We start from the raw sequence: 18,281 nt of genomic DNA, 5'->3' as shown, positions 1-18,281 counted from the left end.
GCGCATGTCGCGCACACGCTCTGTCGTCAGGCCCGATCAGGACCCCGGGCGCTCAGGCGCCCCCGCCGTGCCGCGGCGGGCGCTGCTCGCCGCGGCCGGGGCGGTCTCGCTGTCCGCCGGGATCACCGTCGCCCTCGGGCGGTCCGCCGGGGGCGCCTCCGCCTCCTCCGCCGCGCCGCCCGCCCCCGCCGTACGGGCGCTGTCCCGCCCGGCGCCCGCCGCGCCGCTCGCCCCGTACACGCGCGGTACGACCCTCGCGGCCGTGTCCACCCCTTCGGGGCACGGGCCCTACCGGCGGCTCGGCGAGGGGCCGGGCTGGCGGCGGGTGCTGCGCGCGGACCTGGCCGGGGCGCGCCCCGGACGCGAGGCGCGGCGGCGCGCGGTCGCCGCCTTCGTGCAGTTCACCGACCTCCATCTGGTCGACGTGCAGCACCCGCTGCGGTACGAGTACCTGCGGGCCGCGACCGCGAGCGCCTGGCGGCCGCAGGAGGCGCTGTCGGTGGTCGGCGCGCTCTCGCTCGTGGAGCGGGTCAACGCTCTGCGCGGGGCGCCCGTCACCGGGTCGCCGCTGCACTGCGTCATGACGACGGGGGACAACACCGACAACAACTCCCGCGTCGAACTCGACTGGTTCCTGGGCCTCATGAGCGGCGGCAGGGTCACCCCGGACACCGGCGACCCCGGGCACTTCGAGGGGGTGCAGGGCTCCGGGCTCCCGCTGTACTGGCAGCCGGAGTCGGGGCTGCGCGACGCCGACAAGGGCCTCGGTTTCCCCCGGATCGACGGCTACCTCGGCGCCGCCACCCGGACCCTCACCAGCCCGGGGCTCAACCTGCCCTGGTACTCGACCGTCGGCAACCACGACTTCCTGCCCGGCGGCTGCTGGGCGCCCGGCGACGGCTGGGCCACCGAGATCGCCACCGGAGGCCGCAAGCTCATGGAACTGCCCGCCGGGCGCGGCGGGGCTTTCTGGAAGCAGGTCATGAAGGGCGAGGACCCGAAGGGGGACCTGTTCCGCGAACTGCTGCGGACCGAGGCCCGCCACCTGCGCCCCGTGACGCCCGACGAGCGGCGCGCGCCCGTCACCCCCGAGGAGTACGTCCGCGCCCACCTCGACCCCGCGCGCACCGGTCCTGGCCCGCACGGCCACGGCTACACCGAGGAGAACCTCGACCGGCAGACCCGCTACTACTCCTTCGCGCTCACCGACGAGGTCCTCGGCGTCAGCCTCGACACGACCGACTTCGGCGGCCACTACGAAGGCTCCCTCGGCCAGCGGCAGTTCGAGTGGCTGGAGAGCACCCTGCGCAAGGCCGCACAGCCGTACGTCATCGTGTTCAGCCACCACACCAGCAAGACCATGCGCAACCCGCGGCCCGACCCCGCCCGGCCCGGTGAACGCCGCCGCGACGGGGCCCAGTTGCTCGACCTGCTGGAGCGCAGTCCGAAGGTGCTGGCCTGGGTCAACGGGCACAGCCACAAGAACGCCGTCACCGCGCACCGGGGTCTGTGGGAGATCTCGACCGCCTCACACGTCGACTTCCCCCAACTCGCCCGCGTCGTGGAGCTGGTGGACAACAAGGACGGGACGCTCTCGCTGTTCACGACGCTCGTCGAGTCCGCCGCGCCCTCCCGGACCGACGTCCACGACCTCTCCACCCCCGGGCTCGCCGCCCTCTACCGCGAACTCGCCCTCAACGCGCCCGGCGCCCGCACCACCCTGGGGGGCGCGGACACCGACCGCAACACCGAACTCCTGATCCAGAAGCCCTGAGGTGACGGAGGACGCAAAGCGACAAAGCCCTCAAGCGCCAAGGAGACTCTCAGCGCGTGCCCGCGCACAGGGCCGCGTCCGCCGCCGCGAGCACGCGGCGCAGCGGACGGCCCTCGGCGGTCCACGTCGTGGTGTAGACGGTGACCGTGCCCCGGCCCCCGCTCGCCCGGCCGCCCTCCACCGAGTTGCCCGGCAGATCGCCCCCGTGGCCCCAGTACACGCCGCCGCAGGACAGCGGGAAGCTCGCCAGCCCGTAGCCGTAGCGGCTGCCGCGCGGGTACACGTCCCGGCCCCCGACGTCCGAGGTGTCGTGCGTCATCAGGCGCAGCGTCCGGGCCGGGAGCAGTCGCCCGCCGAACAGCCCGTCCCAGAAGGCGTTGAGGTCACGCGGGGTGGAGACCAGACCGCCCGAGGCGCCGAACTGGTAGCCGGGCAGCTCGGTCACGTCCACGACCCCCGCCCCCGGGTCCGCCGGGCTGACCCCGTAGTTGTGGGCGTGCGGACCACGCAGCCCGAACTCCTCCTCGGCCGGCCAGTACGTGTGATCCAGTCGCAGAGGCCGCAGGATCGCCTTGTCGATATATGTCCGGAAGTCGCCCCCCGTCACCTGTTCGATGATCATGCCGAGGGCCAGGTAATTCGTATTGGAATACCCCCACCGGGTGCCCGGCGCGAAGTCCTGGCCGTGGTCGATCGCGAGCTGGAGGTACCCCGCCTCGTCCAGCGGGCTCGCCCAGTCCACGAGCGCGGTGTACTCGGTCAGCCCGCTGCGCTGCTTGAGCAACTGCCGCACCGTGACGCGGCTGTCCGCGAGCTGCGGCAGATAGCGCCCGGCCCGGTCGTCCAGGCCGAGCCCGCCCTCGGAGACCAGCCGCATCACGGCGACCGCCGTGAACGGTTTCGTGTCGCTGGCCAGCCGCACACTCGCGTCGGCCCCCACCATCGGCCGGTCCGTGCCCAGTTCGGCGGTGCCCGCCGTCCAGGTCCGGCCGCCCCCGTACGCGAGGGCGCCGGGCACCCCGTCCCGCGCCACCAGGGCGTCGAGGCGGGCCTGCACCGGGTCGCCCGGCCGGCTGCGCACCGCTTCCCCGTGCGCCGCCGACGGGACGGCCGTCGCCAGCGGGGCCGCCGTCGCCGTCAGAACCCCTGCCAGCAGTGCCGCCGCCATGACGCGTGTACGCCGACGCATGTCGCATCCCCCAAGTCCACGGTTCCCGGCTCCCGCCGCCCGGCCCCCCGGCCGGTTTCCGTGGTCCCCACTCTCGCGCCCGCACCCGGCGGAATCAGTGGGGGCCGCGGCCGGAAACGCGGTGTACCCAGACCCCCCGCGGCCGGGGGGAGAACCCGCCCCGGCCGCACCGTCGCACCCGCCCCGCACGGCGCCCGCTCAGCGCGGCAGCACCTCGACGTACGCGGCGGGCTCCCGGTCCGCCGCGGCGAGCAGGGCCGTCCGCACCACGCATGCCTGCAGGTCAGGGGCGTCCCGCAGCTTGCGGGGGGTCATGTGGACCAGGCTGATCCCCAGCAGCTCCAGCCGCTCCCGCTTGCGCGCGCACTCCGTCCACGCCGCGTCCCGCTCCGGCCGCTCCCCGGGCCTGCGCACCCGCGTGTCCAGCTCCACCGCGACCGCCTGCTCCGGCCAGTACGCGTCCACCGTGCCCAGCGAGGGGCCCTCGGGCAGCCGCAGTTCGACGTTCCACGCCGGGTCCGGCAGACCGCCCTCCTCGACCATCAGGTACAGCCGCTCCTCGGCCACCGCCCGGCTCTCCAGCAGCAGCGCGTCCACCGCGTCCATGACGCAGGGGCGCCCCAGCAGCTCGCAGCGCCGCAGCTCGGCGACGACCGTGGCCGCGTCGCAGTGCCCGCCGCGCACCGCCTCGGTCAGCAGCCGCTCCACCTGCGCCGCGTCCGTCAGCTCCGCCACCGTGTCGGCGAGCGCCCGCGCCACCGGGGCGGTCGGCACGCCCGTCACCTGCTGCGGCACCGGCAGGTCGGAGCCGCGCACGATGCGCGCGCAGCCCGTGGACCGCAGCCGCCGCGTGTGCGGGACGAGGACGTCGAAACGGTCCATCGAGGCGAGCGAGGAGACCGGGGCCCGCAGGGCGAAACCGTGCAGCGCGAGCGCCGCGGGGCCCGTGATCATCGCCTGCGCCCCGGCGTCGGGCGCCTCCTCCCCGGTGGGCTGGGCCGGGACGCCGCGGGCTCGCCCGGCCGGCGGACGGCGCGCGTACAGCACCGCCGCGTGCAGCCGCTCCTCCGTCGTGGGCCGCCCGGAACGCAGCAGGAAGACCCCCGGCAGCAGCCGCTGCCAGCCGCCCCCCGGCGCGCAACGCGCCGCCGTGCGGGCCGCGGTCACCCCGCGGGCCCGCAACTGCGCGGCGTCGACCACGCAATGGGGCCCGGTCACCGGCAGCGCGCTCGCCCCCGGGGCGGCTGAGGAAACAGAGGTGGCAGAGGAAACATGGTTCATGCCGGGGGTCTTCCTCGGCGAACGCGTCCGCTAACCGCTGTGACGTTTTCGTCGACAAAACCGGACAACTTCGTCCTAAAGTACGGGTGTTCGACTGCCGATAAGGGTATTCCGCCGAACGGGTTAAGCAACCTCGCCCAAACCCGCCCGGGGGTCGCCGTGCGGTAGGGGGCGGTGCGCGGGCCCCGGGGGAGGCCGGGTACGCGGGCCCCCGGGGGAGGCCGGCCGCGAGGGCCGGCCTCCCGGAGCGGGGCGGGGGCGGAACGGGCCGGCGGTCAGGCCGCCTTCGTGTCGCACTCCTGCGCGCGCAGCGCCCGCGCCAGGTCGTCACGGGCCTCCAGGACCAGCCGGCGCGCCGCCTGCGAGACGTCCGTGTGGGCCTCCAGCCACGCGTCGGCGGCGGCCAGCGTGTCCGGGCTGTCCTGGAGCGAGGGGAACAGCCCGCGCACCACGTCCATGCCGATCTGGATGGACCGCTCCCGCCACACCCGGGCGATCACCTCGAAGTACTTCCCGGCGTACGGGGCGATCAGTTCGCGCTGGGCCGGCTGCTCGAAGCCCGCGATGGTCGCCTCCACCAGCGCGTTGGACAGCTCGTCGGACTCGACGACCTGCGCCCACGCCTGCGCCTTGACGGCCTCCGAGGGCCGCGCGGCGAGGCAGCGCACCTGATGCCGTTTGCCCGAGGCCGTGTTGTCGCGGGCCAGTTCGGCCGCGATCTCGGACTCGGCGGCGCGGCCGTGCACGACCAGCGGCTGGAGCAGGGCCCAGCGCAGCTCCTGGTCCACCTCCAGGCCCTCGACGGCCTCCGAACCCGCCAACAGCCCCTCCAGGAGCTGGAGATCGGCGTCCGTGGTGGCTGTCGCGGCGAAGAACCTGGCCCAGGTGAGCTGGTGCTGGCTGCCCGCCTCGGCGGCGCGCAGCTCGCGGAGGGCGCCCTCCGCGAGCAGCCGGCCGCCCTCCTCGCGCCACGCGGGCGCGGCGTACGAGACGAGCGCCGTACGCGCCCAGGCGTGCAGCATCTGGAGGACCCCGATGTCGCTCTCGCGGCCCGCGAAGCGCAGCACCAGTGCCACGAACTCCCGCGCGGGCAGCAGTCCGTCGCGCGTCAGGCTCCACAGCGCCGACCAGCACAGCGCGCGGGCCAGCGGGTCGGTGATCTCGCCGAGGTGCGCGCGCAGCGTGGCGAGCGAGTTCTCGTCGAAGCGGATCTTGCAGTAGGTGAGGTCCTCGTCGTTGACCAGGACCAGTTCGGGCGCCTCCTGGCCGGACAGCGCGGTGACGGCCGTACGCGGGCCGGACACGTCGGCCTCGGCGCGGGCGTACCGCACGAGGGCGCCCTCCTCGCGCCGGTACAGCCCGATCGCGACGCGGTGCGGGCGCAGTTCGGGGTGCGAGGCGGCGGCCTCCTGTACGACGGTGAGCTGGGCGACCCGGCCGTCCTCACCCAACTCGACCTGCGGGGTCAGGGAGTTGACGCCGGCCGTCTGGAGCCAGGACTTCGCCCAGCCGGTCATGTCACGGCCCGAGGTCTCGGCGAGGGCCGACAGCAGATCGCCGAGGGTCGTGTTGCCGTAGGCGTGCCGCTTGAAGTAGCGGCGCGCGCCCTCCAGGAACGCGTCCCGCCCGACATAGGCGACGAGCTGCTTGAGGACGCTCGCGCCCTTCGCGTACGTGATCCCGTCGAAGTTGAGCTTCGCGTCCTGGAGGTCGCCGATGTCGGCGGTCACCGGGTGCGTCGAGGGCAGCTGGTCGGCCCGGTAGGCCCACGCCTTGCGGTTGTTGGCGAAGGTGATCCAGCCGTCGGTGAAGCGGGTCGCGCCCACCATCGAGAAGGTCCCCATGAAGTCCGCGAAGGACTCCTTGAGCCACAGGTCGTCCCACCAGCGCATGGTCACGAGGTCGCCGAACCACATGTGCGCCATCTCGTGCAGGATCACGTTGGCGCGCCGCTCGTAGGACGCCTGCGTGACCTTGCCCCGGTAGATGTACTCCTCCCGGAAGGTGACCAGCCCCGGGTTCTCCATCGCGCCGAGGTTGTACTCCGGCACGAAGGCCTGGTCGTACTTGCCGAAGGGGTACGGGTAGTCGAAGTGGTCGTGGAAGAAGTCCAGCCCCTGCTTGGTCACGAGGAAGACGTCGTCCGCGTCGAAGTGCGGGGCCAGGCCCTTGCGGCACATCGCGCCGAGCGGGATCTCCAGCTCCGTACCGTCCTCGAAGGTCCGGCGGTAGCTGTCGGTCACGTAGTGGTACGGGCCGGCCACGACACACGTGATGTACGTCGAGACCGGCTTCGTCTCGGCGAAGGACCACACGCCGTCCGTCAGCTCGCCCGCGCCGTTGCTCCACACCGTCCAGCCCTCGGGGGCCTGCACCCGGAAGCGGTAGGGCGCCTTCAGGTCGGGCTGCTCGAAGTTGGCGAAGACCCGGCGCGCGTCGGCCGGCTCGTACTGCGTGTAGAGGTAGACCTCGCCGTCCTCCGGGTCGACGAAGCGGTGCATGCCCTCACCCGTGCGGGAGTAGGCGCACCGCGCGTCCACGACCAGGGTGTTCTCGGCCTCAAGGCCGTCCAGGGCGATCCGCGTGCCGTCGAAGACCGCGGCGGGGTCCAGTTCCCGCCCGTTGAGCGTCACGGCGGTGACGGAGGGGGCGAGCAGGTCCGCGAAGCTCGCGGCGCCCGGCTCGGCGCACGTGAACCGCAGCGTGGTCACCGACCGGAACGTCCGGGGCCCCTCCCCGGCGTCCCCGACGGCGGACCGCAGGTCGAGATCCACCTCGTAGCCCTGCACGGACAGCAGCTCGGCCCTGGTACGGGCCTCCTCACGGGTCAGGTTCTCACCGGGCACCGGCACTCCTTCGTGACGCGAAACGGGGGCGGGACACGCGCTCGTGGCGCGCGCCCGCGGGGCGTGATACGGGTGTCTACGATCCTCGCACGCACGGCAGAACCGGCACATCCGGGACCGGGGACAGCCTCGCGCCCCGCCCCGTGCCCCGACGCGGGCCCGGACGCGTCTCGCCGCGCGCACCCCGGGAGCCGGGGGCCGCGAGCCCGGGAATCGGGGACGCGGTTCGCGCGTTGCGCTCTCCAGGGGCCGTCGCGCGCGCGGGTCGTGTCTCCGGGTGCGTCCGGAGGCCGTCCGCGGGTTCGCGCGCCCACCGAGCTGTGCACCGGAGCCGCGCAGAGGGCCGGAGTCCGGACTTCACGAGGAGAGACATGACCGAGCAGCAGACGCAGGAGCGGATCACCGCCGACTTCTGGTTCGACCCGCTGTGCCCCTGGGCCTGGATGACCTCGCGCTGGATGCTGGAGGTCGAGAAGGTCCGCCCCGTCGACGTGCGCTGGCACGTGATGAGCCTCGCCGTCCTCAACGAGCCGAAGCTCGACGAACTGTCCGAGGAGTACCGCGAGATCCTGAAGAACGCCTGGGGCCCGGTCCGGGTCGTCGTCGCCGCCCAGCAGCTGCACGGCGACAAGGTGCTCGGCGACCTCTACACGGCCCTGGGCACCCGCTTCCACAACAGGGGCGAGGGCCCGACCCGCGAGGCGGTCCTCGGCGCCCTGGAGGAGGTCGGCCTGCCCGCCTCCCTCGCGGACTACGCCGAGTCCGGTGAGTACGACACGCAGCTGCGCGCCTCCCACCAGGAGGGCATCGACAAGGTCGGCCAGGACGTCGGCACCCCCGTCATCGCCGTGCCCGGCCCGGACGGCGAGCAGATCGCCTTCTTCGGCCCCGTCGTGACCCCCGCCCCCAAGGGCGAGCAGGCCGCGCGCCTGTGGGACGGCACCGTCGCGGTGGCCTCCGTCCCCGGCTTCTACGAGATCAAGCGCACCCGTACCCAGGGGCCGATCTTCGACTGAGGCGCCGCGGCCGCCCGGCCGGGCCCCGCGGCGGCCCCGCGCACCGGTCATCCGGCCGGCCGGTGCGCGGGGCCGGGCCGGGCGGTTCAGTTCACGTCCTCCGGGACGCGCACCGGCTCCCGGAAGCGCCACTTGTTCCCGGAGGTCCTGACCTTCCGGCAGGTCCCGGCGGCGCACATCAGGTAGTGCTCGACGTAGGTCTCCTCGATCCTGCCGCGCAGCCACTTCTTCTGGGCCTCGGTCAGCGGGACGTGCGGTTCGACGGACTTGCACCAGACGCACTCGGTCTGTCTAGGTTTCATCCCGCCACGATCCTCCGGAAGCCGCAAAACCGAAAGACCCCCGCGAGTCACGTCCTCGCGGGGGTCCCTCTTTTCATCCGCCTGCCACGTGAAGGGTGAGAAGACGATCACGAGCAGGACGTTCTCGGGGCCGGCCGGCCGGCCCGGGTCAGGGGGCCAGCAGCAGCGTGTGGGCGCGGGCCTTGGCGGCGGAGTAGCGGGCGGCCACGTCCTGCCAGTTGACGACGCGCCACATCGCCTCGATGAAGTCCACCTTCTGGTTCTTGTACTGGAGGTAGAAGGCGTGCTCCCACGCGTCGAAGACGAGGACCGGCACCGAGCCCTGGCCGACATTGCCCTGGTGGTCGTAGATCTGTTCGACGATCAGCCGTCCGCTGACCGGCTCGAAGGCCAGGACGCCCCAGCCCGAGCCCTGGGTCGTCGCCGCGGCCTTGGTGAGCTGCGCCTTGAAGCCGGCGAAGGAGCCGAAGGACTCGGTGATCGCGTCGGCCAGCTCGCCCACGCCGTCCTGGGCCAGCGGCTCGCCGCCGCCGTCACCGGTCATGTTGTGCCAGTAGATGCTGTGCAGGATGTGCCCCGACAGGTGAAAGGCGAGGTTCTTCTCCAGCCCGTTGATCGAGCCCCAGGACTCCTTGTCGCGCGCCTCCGCGAGCTGCTCCAGCGTGTCGTTGGCGCCCTTGACGTAGGTCGCGTGGTGCTTGTCGTGGTGCAGCTCGATGATCTCCGGGCTGATCACGGGGGCCAGGGCTGAGTAGTCGTACGGCAGCTCGGGAAGTGTGTAGACGGCCATGGGGAGGAACCCTCCGGAACTCTTCTTGTCGAGTCGAGCTTATTGCGAATCACTTGCAAGTGCACGTTATCAGCGAAGAGTGCGGGGGGCGCTTCGGGGCGTGCCCGGCGGTTCGGGGCGCGCGCCGGAGGCTCAAGGCGGGGTCGGGGAACCGGGCATGACGGAGCCCCCGCCCGCCGCGCGCGTGCGCGACTGACGGGGGCTCGGCCGCTCCCGCAGGGGCCCGGGGCGGGTCCCGCTCACCCGCCGCGGGCCCCCTCACCCGCGTACGCCCACGCGGGTCCCGCGCCGCTGTCGCCACAGGCCGAACACCGACAGGGCCACGGCCAGTCCGCCCGTGAAGTACAGCTGGAGCCGGGTGTCCGGCTCGCGCAGCATCAGCACCAGGACGGCCGCCATCGCCGCCAGGGCCACCCAGGTCAGGTACGGGAAGGCCCACATGCGCACGACGAGCCGGTCGGGTGCCTCGCGTTCCAGCAGGCGCCGGGTGCGCAACTGCGCCACCGCGATGAAGGCCCACACCACGAGCACCGCCGCGCCCACCATGTTCAGCAGCCACGTGAACACCGTGTCGGGCCACCAGTAGCTCAGCAGCACCGCGAGGAAGCCGAAGGCGGAGGAGGCGACGACGGCCGGGCGCGGCACCCCGCCGCGTGACAGCCGCCCCAGGAGGGCCGGGCCGTCCCCGCGCTCGACCAGCGAGTGGGCCATGCGCGAGGAGCCGTAGATGTTCGCGTTCATCGCGGAGAGCAGGGCCGCCAGGATGACGACGTTCATGACCTGCGCGGCGCCCGGGATGCCGAGCGCGTCGAGCACGGCCACGTAGGGGCCCTCCTCGGCGACCTCCGCCCGGTTCCACGGCACCAGCGTCACGATGACGGCCATCGAGCCGACGTAGAAGAGGGCGATGCGCCACATCGCCGTACGCACCGCGTTCGCGACCCCGCGCACCGGGTTCCGCGACTCGGCGGCGGCGATGGTGACCGTCTCCAGGCCGCCGTACGCGAAGACCGAGGCGAGCAGGCCGGTGATCATCCCGTCCGGGCCGTTCGGGAGGAAGCCGCCGTCGCCCGTCAGGTGCGAGAGGCCCGGGGCCGCGGTGCCGGGCAGGACGCCGAGGATCGCGAGGACGGCGATCACCAGGAAGGCGGCGATGGCCGTGACCTTGAGCGCCGCGAACCAGAACTCGAACTCCCCGAAGTTGCCGACCGCCGACAGGTTCGTCGCGCAGAACAGCACCATGAACAGCGCGACCCACAGCCAGTCCGGGGTGCCGGGGAACCAGCCCGTCATGATCGAGGCCGCCCCGATCGCCTCGGCCGCGACGCCCACGCACAGCAGCATCCAGAACATCCAGCCCGCCGTGAATCCGGCCCAGGGGCCGATCGCCCGTTCGGCGTGCACCGAGAAGGAGCCGGAGGCCGGACGGGCGGCCGACATCTCGCCGAGCATCCGCATCACGAGCATGACCAGCGCGCCCGACAGGGCGTACGCGAGGACGATCGAGGGGCCGGCCGCGGCGATCCCCGCCCCCGAACCCACGAAGAGCCCGGCCCCGATGACCCCGCCGAGGGCGATCATCGAGAGGTGGCGTTGCTTGAGCCCGTGGGTGAGGCCCGGGGCCGGGCTCGTGGCGTCCTCGGGGCCGGCGGGTCCGGTTTCGGGCGGGGCCGAGGTGCGTGTCATGGGGAAGTCCTGGGGGTGAGGCGGCGGCGGTCGGGAGAAAACGGAGGACAGTATTCCGAAAGTCCGCCAGACGGGACGCGTTGTCCGGAATGCGGACGGTGTGTGTGCGGGGCGCACGGGGCCGGGGGCGGACGGGCGCGGGGACCCCGCGCGGCGGAGTGCCGGCGGTCCCGGACGCGATACGGAGTACCGGCGGTCCCGGACGCGGGGCGCTCGGTGGTCCCGGGCGGAGGGGCGCCCCGCCCCGGGCGGAAGCCTCCGCCGGTGCCCGGCGGCCTGTCCCGGCCCCGGGTGGGAGCCTGTGGCCGTCTCGCGCGAAGCCGCCCGCCGGTCCGGGGCGTCCGCGTCGGCGCGCTCGTCCTGTAGGCCACGGGGGAGTGTCCGCCGTCCTTGGCGGAATCCCACAGCCCAAGCGGCTCCTTGCCTCCCGTGTCTCCCGTAAGCCCTCGCTCCGTCAAAGGTGACGAGCATCACCCCGGCAGGAGCGTGAGGCGTGGGTTTTGTGAGATCCCCACCAATTCCGTGATCGTCCCTTTGTTCGTGACGACCGGTGAGAGCGGGTTGACCTCTGGGCTACGGTCACTGTGCACCCGGCTGCGTCCGCCGCACCGGAGAGAACCGGCCGCACCGGAGCGGACCGAACGCCCAACCGGACGGACCGGAACGACCGGAACGGAACCACCGGACCGGAACGACCGGACCGGACGGAACGGAACCACCGGACCGGACGGACCCGGGCCGGGCAGCCCGGTCCTCGTCCCCGTCCCCGTCCCTCTCTCACCCACCCCACCCCACCCCACCTCACCTCGCGGAGACCCGATGAGTTCAGCGTCCGTCCTCCACCGCCCGGGAACGGTCCTCGCGGACCTGCTGCCCGCCTCCCGCACCCGGGACATCGCGCTCGTCGTGGGCGGTGCCGCGCTCACCGGCCTGGCCGCCCAGATCGCGGTGCCGATCCCCGGCTCCCCGGTCCCGGTCACCGGCCAGACCTTCGCCGCGCTGCTCGTGGGCACCGCGCTCGGCGCCCGGCGCGGCTTCCTCGCGCTCGCGCTGTACGCGGTCGCGGGCATGGTGGGCATGCCGTGGTTCTCCGAGGGGCAGTCCGGGACGGGCATGGCCTCCTTCGGCTACATCCCCGGCATGATGATCGCCGCCCTCGTGGTCGGCGCCCTCGCCCAGCGCGGCACGGACCGCTCGCCGCTGCGCACGGCGGGCGCCATGCTGCTCGGCAACGTCATCATCTACGCGACCGGCGTCCCCTACCTCGCCCTGGACACCGGCATGAACGCGAGCCAGGCCATCGCGGCCGGCCTCACGCCGTTCGTCATCGGCGACCTGATCAAGACGGCCCTCGCGACGGGCGCGCTGCCCACCGCCTGGAAGCTGATCGGCCGCAAGGACGGCTGACGCCGCCGTCCCCGCGCGAGGGGCCGTACGCACCGAGGGCGCCGCACCCCCCTAAGCAGGGGTGCGGCGCCCTCCGGCGTGTCCGGGGCGGGAGGGGTCAGCCGCGCGCCGTCGGCACCTTGCGGGCCTCCGGGCCGGAGCCCTCGTCCGCTCGCGGGCCGCGGACCTTCTCGCGGATCAGCGCGAAGGCCACGACGAACGCGGCCACGAGCAGCGACAACAGGACCTGCGTGCGGCCGTCGTCGTCGGTGAGCATGTAGACCAGGACGAAGGAGATCATCGCGATCGTCGCCCACGTCAGGTAGGGGAACAGCCACATCCTGACCACGAGCTGCTCCGGGGTCTCCCGCTGGATGCGGACGCGCAGCCGCAGCTGCGAGAAGCAGATGACGAGCCACACGAACAGGGCGACCGCGCCCGAGGAGTTCAGCAGGAACTCGAAGATCGTGTCCGGCCACTGGTAGTTGAGCCACACCGCGAGGAAGCCGAAGACGACCGAACCGAGGATCGCGGCCTGCGGCACGCCCCGGTGGTTGGTGCGGGCGAAGGCGCGCGGGGCGTCGCCCCGGCCGCCGAGCGAGAAGGCCATGCGAGAGGCCGTGTACAGACCCGAGTTCAGGCAGGACAGGACCGCCGTCAGCACGATGACGTCCATGATCTGCCCGGCGTGCGGGATACCGATCGAGTTGAGCGCGGCCACGTACGAGCCGTCCGTCTGGATCGACTTGTCGTTCCACGGCAGCAGGGTCAGCACGACGAGGATCGAACCGAGGTAGAAGATCGCGATCCGCCAGATCACGCTGTTGGTGGCCTTGGACACCGCGCGCTGCGGGTCGGAGGACTCCCCGGCGGCCAGGGTCACGATCTCACTGCCCATGAACGAGAAGACCACGAGCAAGGTGCCCGTCAGGATCGCCCCCGGCCCGTTCGGCATGAAGCCGCCCGCGTCCGTGAGATGCGCGAACCCGGAGCCCGGGTTGTCGGAACCGGGCAGGACGCCGAACACGGCGAGCAGCCCGATGATCACGAACACGCCGATCGCCACGACCTTGATCCCCGCGAACCAGAACTCGAACTCGCCGTACGAACCGACCGAGACCAGATTGGTCGCGGTCAGCACGAACATCACGATGAGCGCCCAGCCCCACTGCGGGACGGCCGGTACCCAGCCGTTGAGGATCACCGCGCCCGCCGTGGCCTCCACGGCGAGCACGACGACCCAGAAGAACCAGTACAGCCAGCCGATCGAGAACCCGGCCCAGCGGCCCAGCGCCATGTCCGCGTACGCCGAGAAGGAGCCGGAGGACGGCCGGGCGGCGGCCATCTCGCCGAGCATCCGCATCACGAGCACGACCATCACGCCGACCAGGGCGTAGGACACCAGGATCGCCGGCCCGGCCGCCGCGATGCCCGCGCTGGAGCCGACGAACAGACCGGCCCCGATGACCCCGCCGATGGCGATCATCGACAGGTGACGCCCCTTGAGCCCCGGCTTGAGGCCCTCCCCGCCGGGTGCGCCGCCGCTCCCGGGGTCGCCGGGCGGCTGCTGCCGGGGTGAACGATCGGGCTCTCTGATCGACTGCGAGGTCATGCGATGAGTCCTTCGGTTCTCAGATGAGCGGATTCCAGTAGGGGACCATGTGAGGGCCGCTTACCGGAAGGCTCGATTCCGGATTGTTGTCCAGAGCACGTCCGGGGCGCGCCGTCCCCGGACCCGGGGGCGGCTACCCCGTGGGTGACATGCCACACTCATTCGCATGCGCGTGTATCTCGGCTCGGACCATGCCGGCTACGAACTCAAGAACCACCTCGTCGAGTGGCTCACCGCCCACGGACACGAGCCCGTCGACTGCGGGCCCCACGTCTACGACGCCCAGGACGACTACCCGCCCTTCTGCCTGCGCGCCGCCGAGCGTGCCGCCGCCGACCCCGAGGCGCTCGGCGTCGTGATCGGGGGTTCCGGCAACGGGGAGCAGATCGCCGCGAACAAGGTCGAGGGCGTGCGCTGCGCCCTCGCGTGGAGCGTCGAGACCGCGAAGCTCGGCCGCGAGCACAACAACGCGAACGTCGTCTCGGTGGGCGCGCGGATGCACTCCACCGACGAGGCCACCTCCTTCGTCGAGGTCTTCCTCGCCACGCCCTACTCGGACGAGGCCCGGCACACCCGCCGGATCGACATGCTCTCCGCCTACGAGAAGACCGGCGAACTGCCGCCGATCCCGGCGCACCACCCGCAGCAGCCCGGGGCCTGAACCCGCACGACCGACACGACATGCCCGAAGGCCACACGCTGCACCGGCTGGCCGCCGACCACCTCCGGAGGTTCGGCGGCCGGCCGGTCCGCGTCTCCAGCCCGCAGGGGAAGTTCGCGGACTCCGCCGCGCTGCTGGACGGCGCCGTACTGCGGAGCGCCGAGGCCCACGGAAAGCACCTGTTCCTCGGCTTCGGCCCGCTCGGCTGGGTCCACGTCCACCTGGGCCTGTTCGGCAAGGTGAGGCAGGGGCCCGCGCCCGCCCCGCCGCCCACCGACACCGTGCGGCTGCGGCTCACCGGCCCCGGCGGCTGGTCCGATCTGCGCGGCCCCACCGCCTGCGCCCTCCTCGACGACACGGAGAAGGCCGCGATCCACGCCCGCCTGGGGCCCGACCCGCTGCGCCCCGAGGACGACGGGGAGGCCGCCTGGGCCCGGATCTCCCGCAGCCGGGTCAGCCTCGCGGTGCTGCTCATGGACCAGAAGGTCGTCGCGGGTGTCGGCAACGTCTACCGGGCCGAGGTCCTCTTCCGGCACGGCATCGACCCGCTGCTGCCCGGCCGCGACCTCGACCGCGCGACCTGGGACGCGATCTGGGCCGACCTCGTCCTGCTCATGCGCGAGGGCGTCCGGCTCGGGCGCATCGACACCGTACGGCCCGAACACACCCCCGAGGCGATGGGCCGCGCCCCACGGGTGGACGACCACGGCGGCGAGGTCTACGTGTACCGGAGGGCGGGTCAGCCGTGCCTGGTGTGCGGGACGGAGGTCAGCCGAGGGGAGCTGGGGGGACGGAACCTGTTCTGGTGCGGGGGGTGCCAGGGGCACCGGGGGTGAGGCGGTCGGCGCTTCGCGCCTCGTCCTCAAGCGCCGGACGGGCTTGCTTGGTGCCCTGTCCTCTAGCGCCGGACGGGCTTGATGGCCGCCTTGTCCTCAAGCGCCGGACGGGCTTGATTAGCCGCCTTGTCCTCAAGCGCCGGACGGGCTTGGTTGGTGCCCTGTCCTCAAGCGCCGGACGGGCTTGGTTGGTGCCCTGTCCTCAAGCGCCGGACGGGCTTGGTTGGTGCCCTGCCCTCTAGCGCCGGACGGGCTTGATAGCCGCCTCGTCCTCTAGCGCCGGACGGGCTTGGTTGGCGTCCCCGGTTTATCAAGTGGGCTCCTCTGCTTGCCAGTTGAAGGTTTCCTGGGCTCTGTATCAGTCGGTGCGAGGGGCCTGGACAGCGGTGGGCGGGCGTGCTGTCATGCCGTCGACCGGGGATTTCCAACGTTGGAATATCTGGTCGCAGCACTGCGCAACCCCCACCCGCACGGCCTTCGAGTCGAGGACGCAGGAGTCCCCATGTACGCGAGACCGCACCCGCACCCGTACCCCCGAGCAGGCCGGAGAGCAGCTGCGCCGGCCTCGGGCCGACGCCGACTGACCCTGCTGGCCGCCCTCTTCGCCCTGCTCGCGCCGCTCCTGGTGGCGCTCGGCACCGGCACCCCCGCTCAGGCGGCCACCGCCGCCTGGACACCCAGACCGGCGCCGATGACGACCCCGTGGACCAGCCAGGTCCCCGTCGACAAGCCGCTGCCCGAGTACCCGCGACCCCAGCTCACCCGGCCCGACTGGGCCAATCTCAACGGGATATGGGACTTCGCGGTGACCGGCAGGGACGCCGGTCAGCCGGCCCGGTTCACCGAGCAGATCCGGGTCCCCTTCGTCGCCGAGTCGGCGCTCTCCGGAATCCAGCGGAAGATCACCCAGAACGACAAGCTCTGGTACAAGCGGCAGTTCACCGTCCCGGCCGGCTGGAGCGGCCGCCACGTCGTCCTCAACTTCGGGGCCTCCGACTGGCAGACCACCGTATGGGTCAACGGGCAGCAGGTCGGCGCGCACAAGGGCGGCTACGACTCCTTCAGCTATGACATCACCGCCCAACTCGTCAGCGGCGACAACACCGTTGTCGTCTCCGTGTACGACCCGACGCAGACCGGCGGCCAGGCCGTCGGCAAGCAGCGCGTCAACGAGGTCACCCCGCACGCGGGCGGCGGCATCTTCTACACCGCCGCCTCCGGGATCTGGCAGACCGTGTGGCTGGAGCCGGTCGCCGACGCGCACATCACCCGCCTCGACATGACGCCCCGGCTCAGCGACAACACCCTGCGGGTACGCGTCCAGGGCTCGGGCGCGGCGAACGGCCGCACCGCCCGCGTCACCGTCTCCTCCGGCTCCACCGTGGTCGCCACCGCCACCGGAGCCGTCGGCTCCGAGATCACCCTGTCCGTGCCCAGCCCGCACCTGTGGACGCCCGAGGACCCCTACCTCTACGACGTCAGGGCCGAACTGCTCAACGGCACCACCGTCCTCGACAGCACCGGCAGTTACGCCGGGATGCGCACCATCGCCCTCGCCAAGGTCGACGGGGTCCAGCGGCCGGTGCTCAACGGCAAGTTCGTCTTCCAGACCGGGACCCTCGACCAGGGCTACTGGCCCGACGGCATCTACACCGCGCCCACCGACGCCGCCCTCAGGTCCGACCTCCAGGCGCACAAGGACCTCGGCTTCAACATGGTCCGCAAGCACATCAAGGTCGAACCGCAGCGCTGGTTCTACTGGGCCGACAAGCTCGGGCTGCTCGTGTGGCAGGACATGCCCGCGATGGACACCGGCAAGTCCCCGGACAGCGCCGCGCGTACTCAGTGGGAGCAGGAGTACCACGCGGTCGTCGACCAGCACCGCAGCTCCCCCTCGCTCGTCATGTGGGTGAACCAGAACGAGGGCTGGGGCCAGTACGACCAGGCCAGGATCGCCGGCGACATCAAGGCGTACGACCCCTCGCGGCTGGTCGACAACATGAGCGGGATCAACTGCTGCGGAGCCGTCGACGGCGGCAACGGCGACGTCATCGACCACCACAACTACGTCGGCCCCGGCGTCACCACGCCCAGCGCCACCCGCGCCGCCGTCCTCGGCGAGTTCGGCGGCCTCGGCTACCGGGTGCCCGGCCACGAGTGGTTCCCCGGCGGCGGCTTCAGCTACGAGGACCAGCCCGACACGGCGACCCTCGACAACCGCTTCGTGGGCCTCCTCGACGCCCTGCGGACCGGCGGACTGCCCGCCGGGCTCTCCGCCTCCGTCTACACCGAGATCACCGACGTCGAGAACGAGGCCAACGGACTGCTCACCTACGACCGGCAGGTCACCAAGGTCGACACCGCCCGGGTCCGCGCCGCCAACACGGCGCTGATCGACGCCTCCAAGAACCCGCCGCCGCGCGTCACCCTGCCCTCGGGGCAGCACTCCCTGCGGGTCACGACGCCCGGCCACACCGACAAGTACCTGCGCCACCGCGAGGCGCTGGCCGAGACGGCCGTGGTCGACGCCAACAGCGGCGCCCTGCTCAAGTCCGACGCGACCTGGAAGGTCGTACCCGGACTGTCCGACAGCTCCTGCTACTCCTTCGAGTCGCGCAACTACCCCGGCGAGTACCTGCGCCACCGCGACTTCCGGGTGCGCAGGGACGCCTCCGACGGATCGGCGCTCTTCAAGTCCGACGCCACTTGGTGCGCCTCGGCCGCGACGGGCGGGGTACGGCTGTCCGCCGCCGCCTTCCCCGGCCAGTACCTGCGCCACATCAACTCGGAGGTCTGGCTCGCCACCCCGGGCGGCAGCCACGCCTGGGACAACCCCACGCTGTTCGACCAGGACACCGTGTGGTCGGTCGAGGCACCGTGGGCCCCGTGAGGTAGCGGTGCG

Annotated in this window: 13 protein-coding genes; 6 read left to right on the top strand and 7 right to left on the bottom strand. The window is 72.5% G+C overall.

Going from position 1 to position 18,281, the window contains the following annotated elements:
- Positions 1 to 4: 4 nt before the first annotated feature.
- Positions 5 to 1,774, top strand: a complete 1,770-nt coding sequence (locus ACFYMP_RS15750; RefSeq protein WP_388856624.1) for a TIGR03767 family metallophosphoesterase — start codon at positions 5 to 7, stop codon at positions 1,772 to 1,774.
- Between the two features lie 49 nt (positions 1,775 to 1,823).
- On the opposite strand, the gene ACFYMP_RS15745 is transcribed toward ACFYMP_RS15750, so the two are convergent.
- The 3 genes from ACFYMP_RS15745 to pepN all read right to left on the bottom strand — a co-directional run bounded on the left by ACFYMP_RS15745 (position 1,824) and on the right by pepN (position 7,090).
- On the bottom strand, positions 1,824 to 2,963 hold the full coding sequence (locus ACFYMP_RS15745; protein ID WP_388856621.1) for a serine hydrolase domain-containing protein: 1,140 nt from the start codon (positions 2,961 to 2,963) through the stop codon (positions 1,824 to 1,826).
- Between the two features lie 198 nt (positions 2,964 to 3,161).
- The gene (locus ACFYMP_RS15740; RefSeq protein WP_388856618.1) at positions 3,162 to 4,244 is read right to left on the bottom strand and encodes a hypothetical protein; all 1,083 of its coding nucleotides are present in this window, start codon (positions 4,242 to 4,244) and stop codon (positions 3,162 to 3,164) included.
- A gap of 275 nt (positions 4,245 to 4,519) precedes the next feature.
- Positions 4,520 to 7,090, bottom strand: coding sequence for an aminopeptidase N (gene pepN / locus ACFYMP_RS15735; protein WP_388856615.1), 2,571 nt, complete (start codon positions 7,088 to 7,090; stop codon positions 4,520 to 4,522).
- 371 nt (positions 7,091 to 7,461) lie between these two features.
- On the opposite strand from pepN, the gene ACFYMP_RS15730 reads away from it, so the two are divergent.
- A complete protein-coding gene (locus tag ACFYMP_RS15730; RefSeq protein ID WP_388856611.1) occupies positions 7,462 to 8,106 on the top strand; it encodes a DsbA family protein in 645 nt (214 codons plus the stop codon).
- Between the two features lie 86 nt (positions 8,107 to 8,192).
- Here the strand turns inward: ACFYMP_RS15730 and ACFYMP_RS15725 are convergent, their stop codons facing one another.
- From ACFYMP_RS15725 to ACFYMP_RS15715, 3 genes are all read right to left on the bottom strand, one after another.
- Positions 8,193 to 8,408 (bottom strand): hypothetical protein, encoded by a 216-nt coding sequence (locus tag ACFYMP_RS15725; protein ID WP_388856608.1) that lies wholly within the window; start codon positions 8,406 to 8,408, stop codon positions 8,193 to 8,195.
- A gap of 148 nt (positions 8,409 to 8,556) precedes the next feature.
- Positions 8,557 to 9,198, bottom strand: a complete 642-nt coding sequence (locus tag ACFYMP_RS15720) for a superoxide dismutase (RefSeq protein WP_388856605.1) — start codon at positions 9,196 to 9,198, stop codon at positions 8,557 to 8,559.
- A gap of 258 nt (positions 9,199 to 9,456) precedes the next feature.
- Positions 9,457 to 10,884, bottom strand: a complete 1,428-nt coding sequence (locus ACFYMP_RS15715; protein WP_388856602.1) for an amino acid permease — start codon at positions 10,882 to 10,884, stop codon at positions 9,457 to 9,459.
- 819 nt (positions 10,885 to 11,703) lie between these two features.
- Between ACFYMP_RS15715 and ACFYMP_RS15710 the strand changes: the two genes are divergently transcribed.
- Positions 11,704 to 12,291, top strand: a complete 588-nt coding sequence (locus ACFYMP_RS15710) for a biotin transporter BioY (RefSeq protein WP_388856599.1) — start codon at positions 11,704 to 11,706, stop codon at positions 12,289 to 12,291.
- Between the two features lie 97 nt (positions 12,292 to 12,388).
- On the opposite strand, the gene ACFYMP_RS15705 is transcribed toward ACFYMP_RS15710, so the two are convergent.
- Complete coding sequence (locus ACFYMP_RS15705) at positions 12,389 to 13,882, bottom strand: amino acid permease (RefSeq protein ID WP_388856596.1); 1,494 nt, start codon at positions 13,880 to 13,882, stop codon at positions 12,389 to 12,391.
- A gap of 166 nt (positions 13,883 to 14,048) precedes the next feature.
- Between ACFYMP_RS15705 and ACFYMP_RS15700 the strand changes: the two genes are divergently transcribed.
- The 3 genes from ACFYMP_RS15700 (at position 14,049) to ACFYMP_RS15690 (ending at position 18,269) form a co-directional block, all read left to right on the top strand.
- Positions 14,049 to 14,543, top strand: coding sequence for a ribose-5-phosphate isomerase (locus ACFYMP_RS15700; protein WP_388856593.1), 495 nt, complete (start codon positions 14,049 to 14,051; stop codon positions 14,541 to 14,543).
- Between the two features lie 20 nt (positions 14,544 to 14,563).
- On the top strand, positions 14,564 to 15,379 hold the full coding sequence (locus ACFYMP_RS15695) for an Fpg/Nei family DNA glycosylase (RefSeq protein WP_388856590.1): 816 nt from the start codon (positions 14,564 to 14,566) through the stop codon (positions 15,377 to 15,379).
- Positions 15,380 to 15,881: 502 nt separating this feature from the next.
- Positions 15,882 to 18,269 carry an AbfB domain-containing protein gene (locus tag ACFYMP_RS15690; protein WP_388856587.1) on the top strand — a complete coding sequence of 796 codons (2,388 nt, stop codon included), beginning with the start codon at positions 15,882 to 15,884 and terminating at the stop codon, positions 18,267 to 18,269.
- Positions 18,270 to 18,281 lie beyond the last annotated feature (12 nt).

This window comes from Streptomyces sp. NPDC007088 (genome assembly GCF_042869355.1).
Lineage (GTDB): Bacteria > Actinomycetota > Actinomycetes > Streptomycetales > Streptomycetaceae > Streptomyces.
The sequence above is the reverse complement of the archived record's forward strand: the minus strand, read 5'-3'. Positions and strand labels throughout refer to the sequence as shown.

What these genes read in the sequence shown, in the direction of transcription:
- ACFYMP_RS15705 (WP_388856596.1), bottom strand. Translation starts at nt 13,882, where the DNA reads ATGACCTCGCAGTCGATCAGAGAGCCCGATCGTTCACCCCGGCAGCAG.
- ACFYMP_RS15710 (WP_388856599.1), top strand. Translation starts at nt 11,704, where the DNA reads ATGAGTTCAGCGTCCGTCCTCCACCGCCCGGGAACGGTCCTCGCGGAC.
- ACFYMP_RS15740 (WP_388856618.1), bottom strand. Translation starts at nt 4,244, where the DNA reads ATGAACCATGTTTCCTCTGCCACCTCTGTTTCCTCAGCCGCCCCGGGG.
- ACFYMP_RS15720 (WP_388856605.1), bottom strand. Translation starts at nt 9,198, where the DNA reads ATGGCCGTCTACACACTTCCCGAGCTGCCGTACGACTACTCAGCCCTG.
- ACFYMP_RS15730 (WP_388856611.1), top strand. Translation starts at nt 7,462, where the DNA reads ATGACCGAGCAGCAGACGCAGGAGCGGATCACCGCCGACTTCTGGTTC.
- ACFYMP_RS15745 (WP_388856621.1), bottom strand. Translation starts at nt 2,963, where the DNA reads ATGCGTCGGCGTACACGCGTCATGGCGGCGGCACTGCTGGCAGGGGTT.
- ACFYMP_RS15715 (WP_388856602.1), bottom strand. Translation starts at nt 10,884, where the DNA reads ATGACACGCACCTCGGCCCCGCCCGAAACCGGACCCGCCGGCCCCGAG.
- ACFYMP_RS15750 (WP_388856624.1), top strand. Translation starts at nt 5, where the DNA reads ATGTCGCGCACACGCTCTGTCGTCAGGCCCGATCAGGACCCCGGGCGC.
- ACFYMP_RS15690 (WP_388856587.1), top strand. Translation starts at nt 15,882, where the DNA reads ATGTACGCGAGACCGCACCCGCACCCGTACCCCCGAGCAGGCCGGAGA.
- ACFYMP_RS15700 (WP_388856593.1), top strand. Translation starts at nt 14,049, where the DNA reads ATGCGCGTGTATCTCGGCTCGGACCATGCCGGCTACGAACTCAAGAAC.
- ACFYMP_RS15695 (WP_388856590.1), top strand. Translation starts at nt 14,564, where the DNA reads ATGCCCGAAGGCCACACGCTGCACCGGCTGGCCGCCGACCACCTCCGG.
- ACFYMP_RS15725 (WP_388856608.1), bottom strand. Translation starts at nt 8,408, where the DNA reads ATGAAACCTAGACAGACCGAGTGCGTCTGGTGCAAGTCCGTCGAACCG.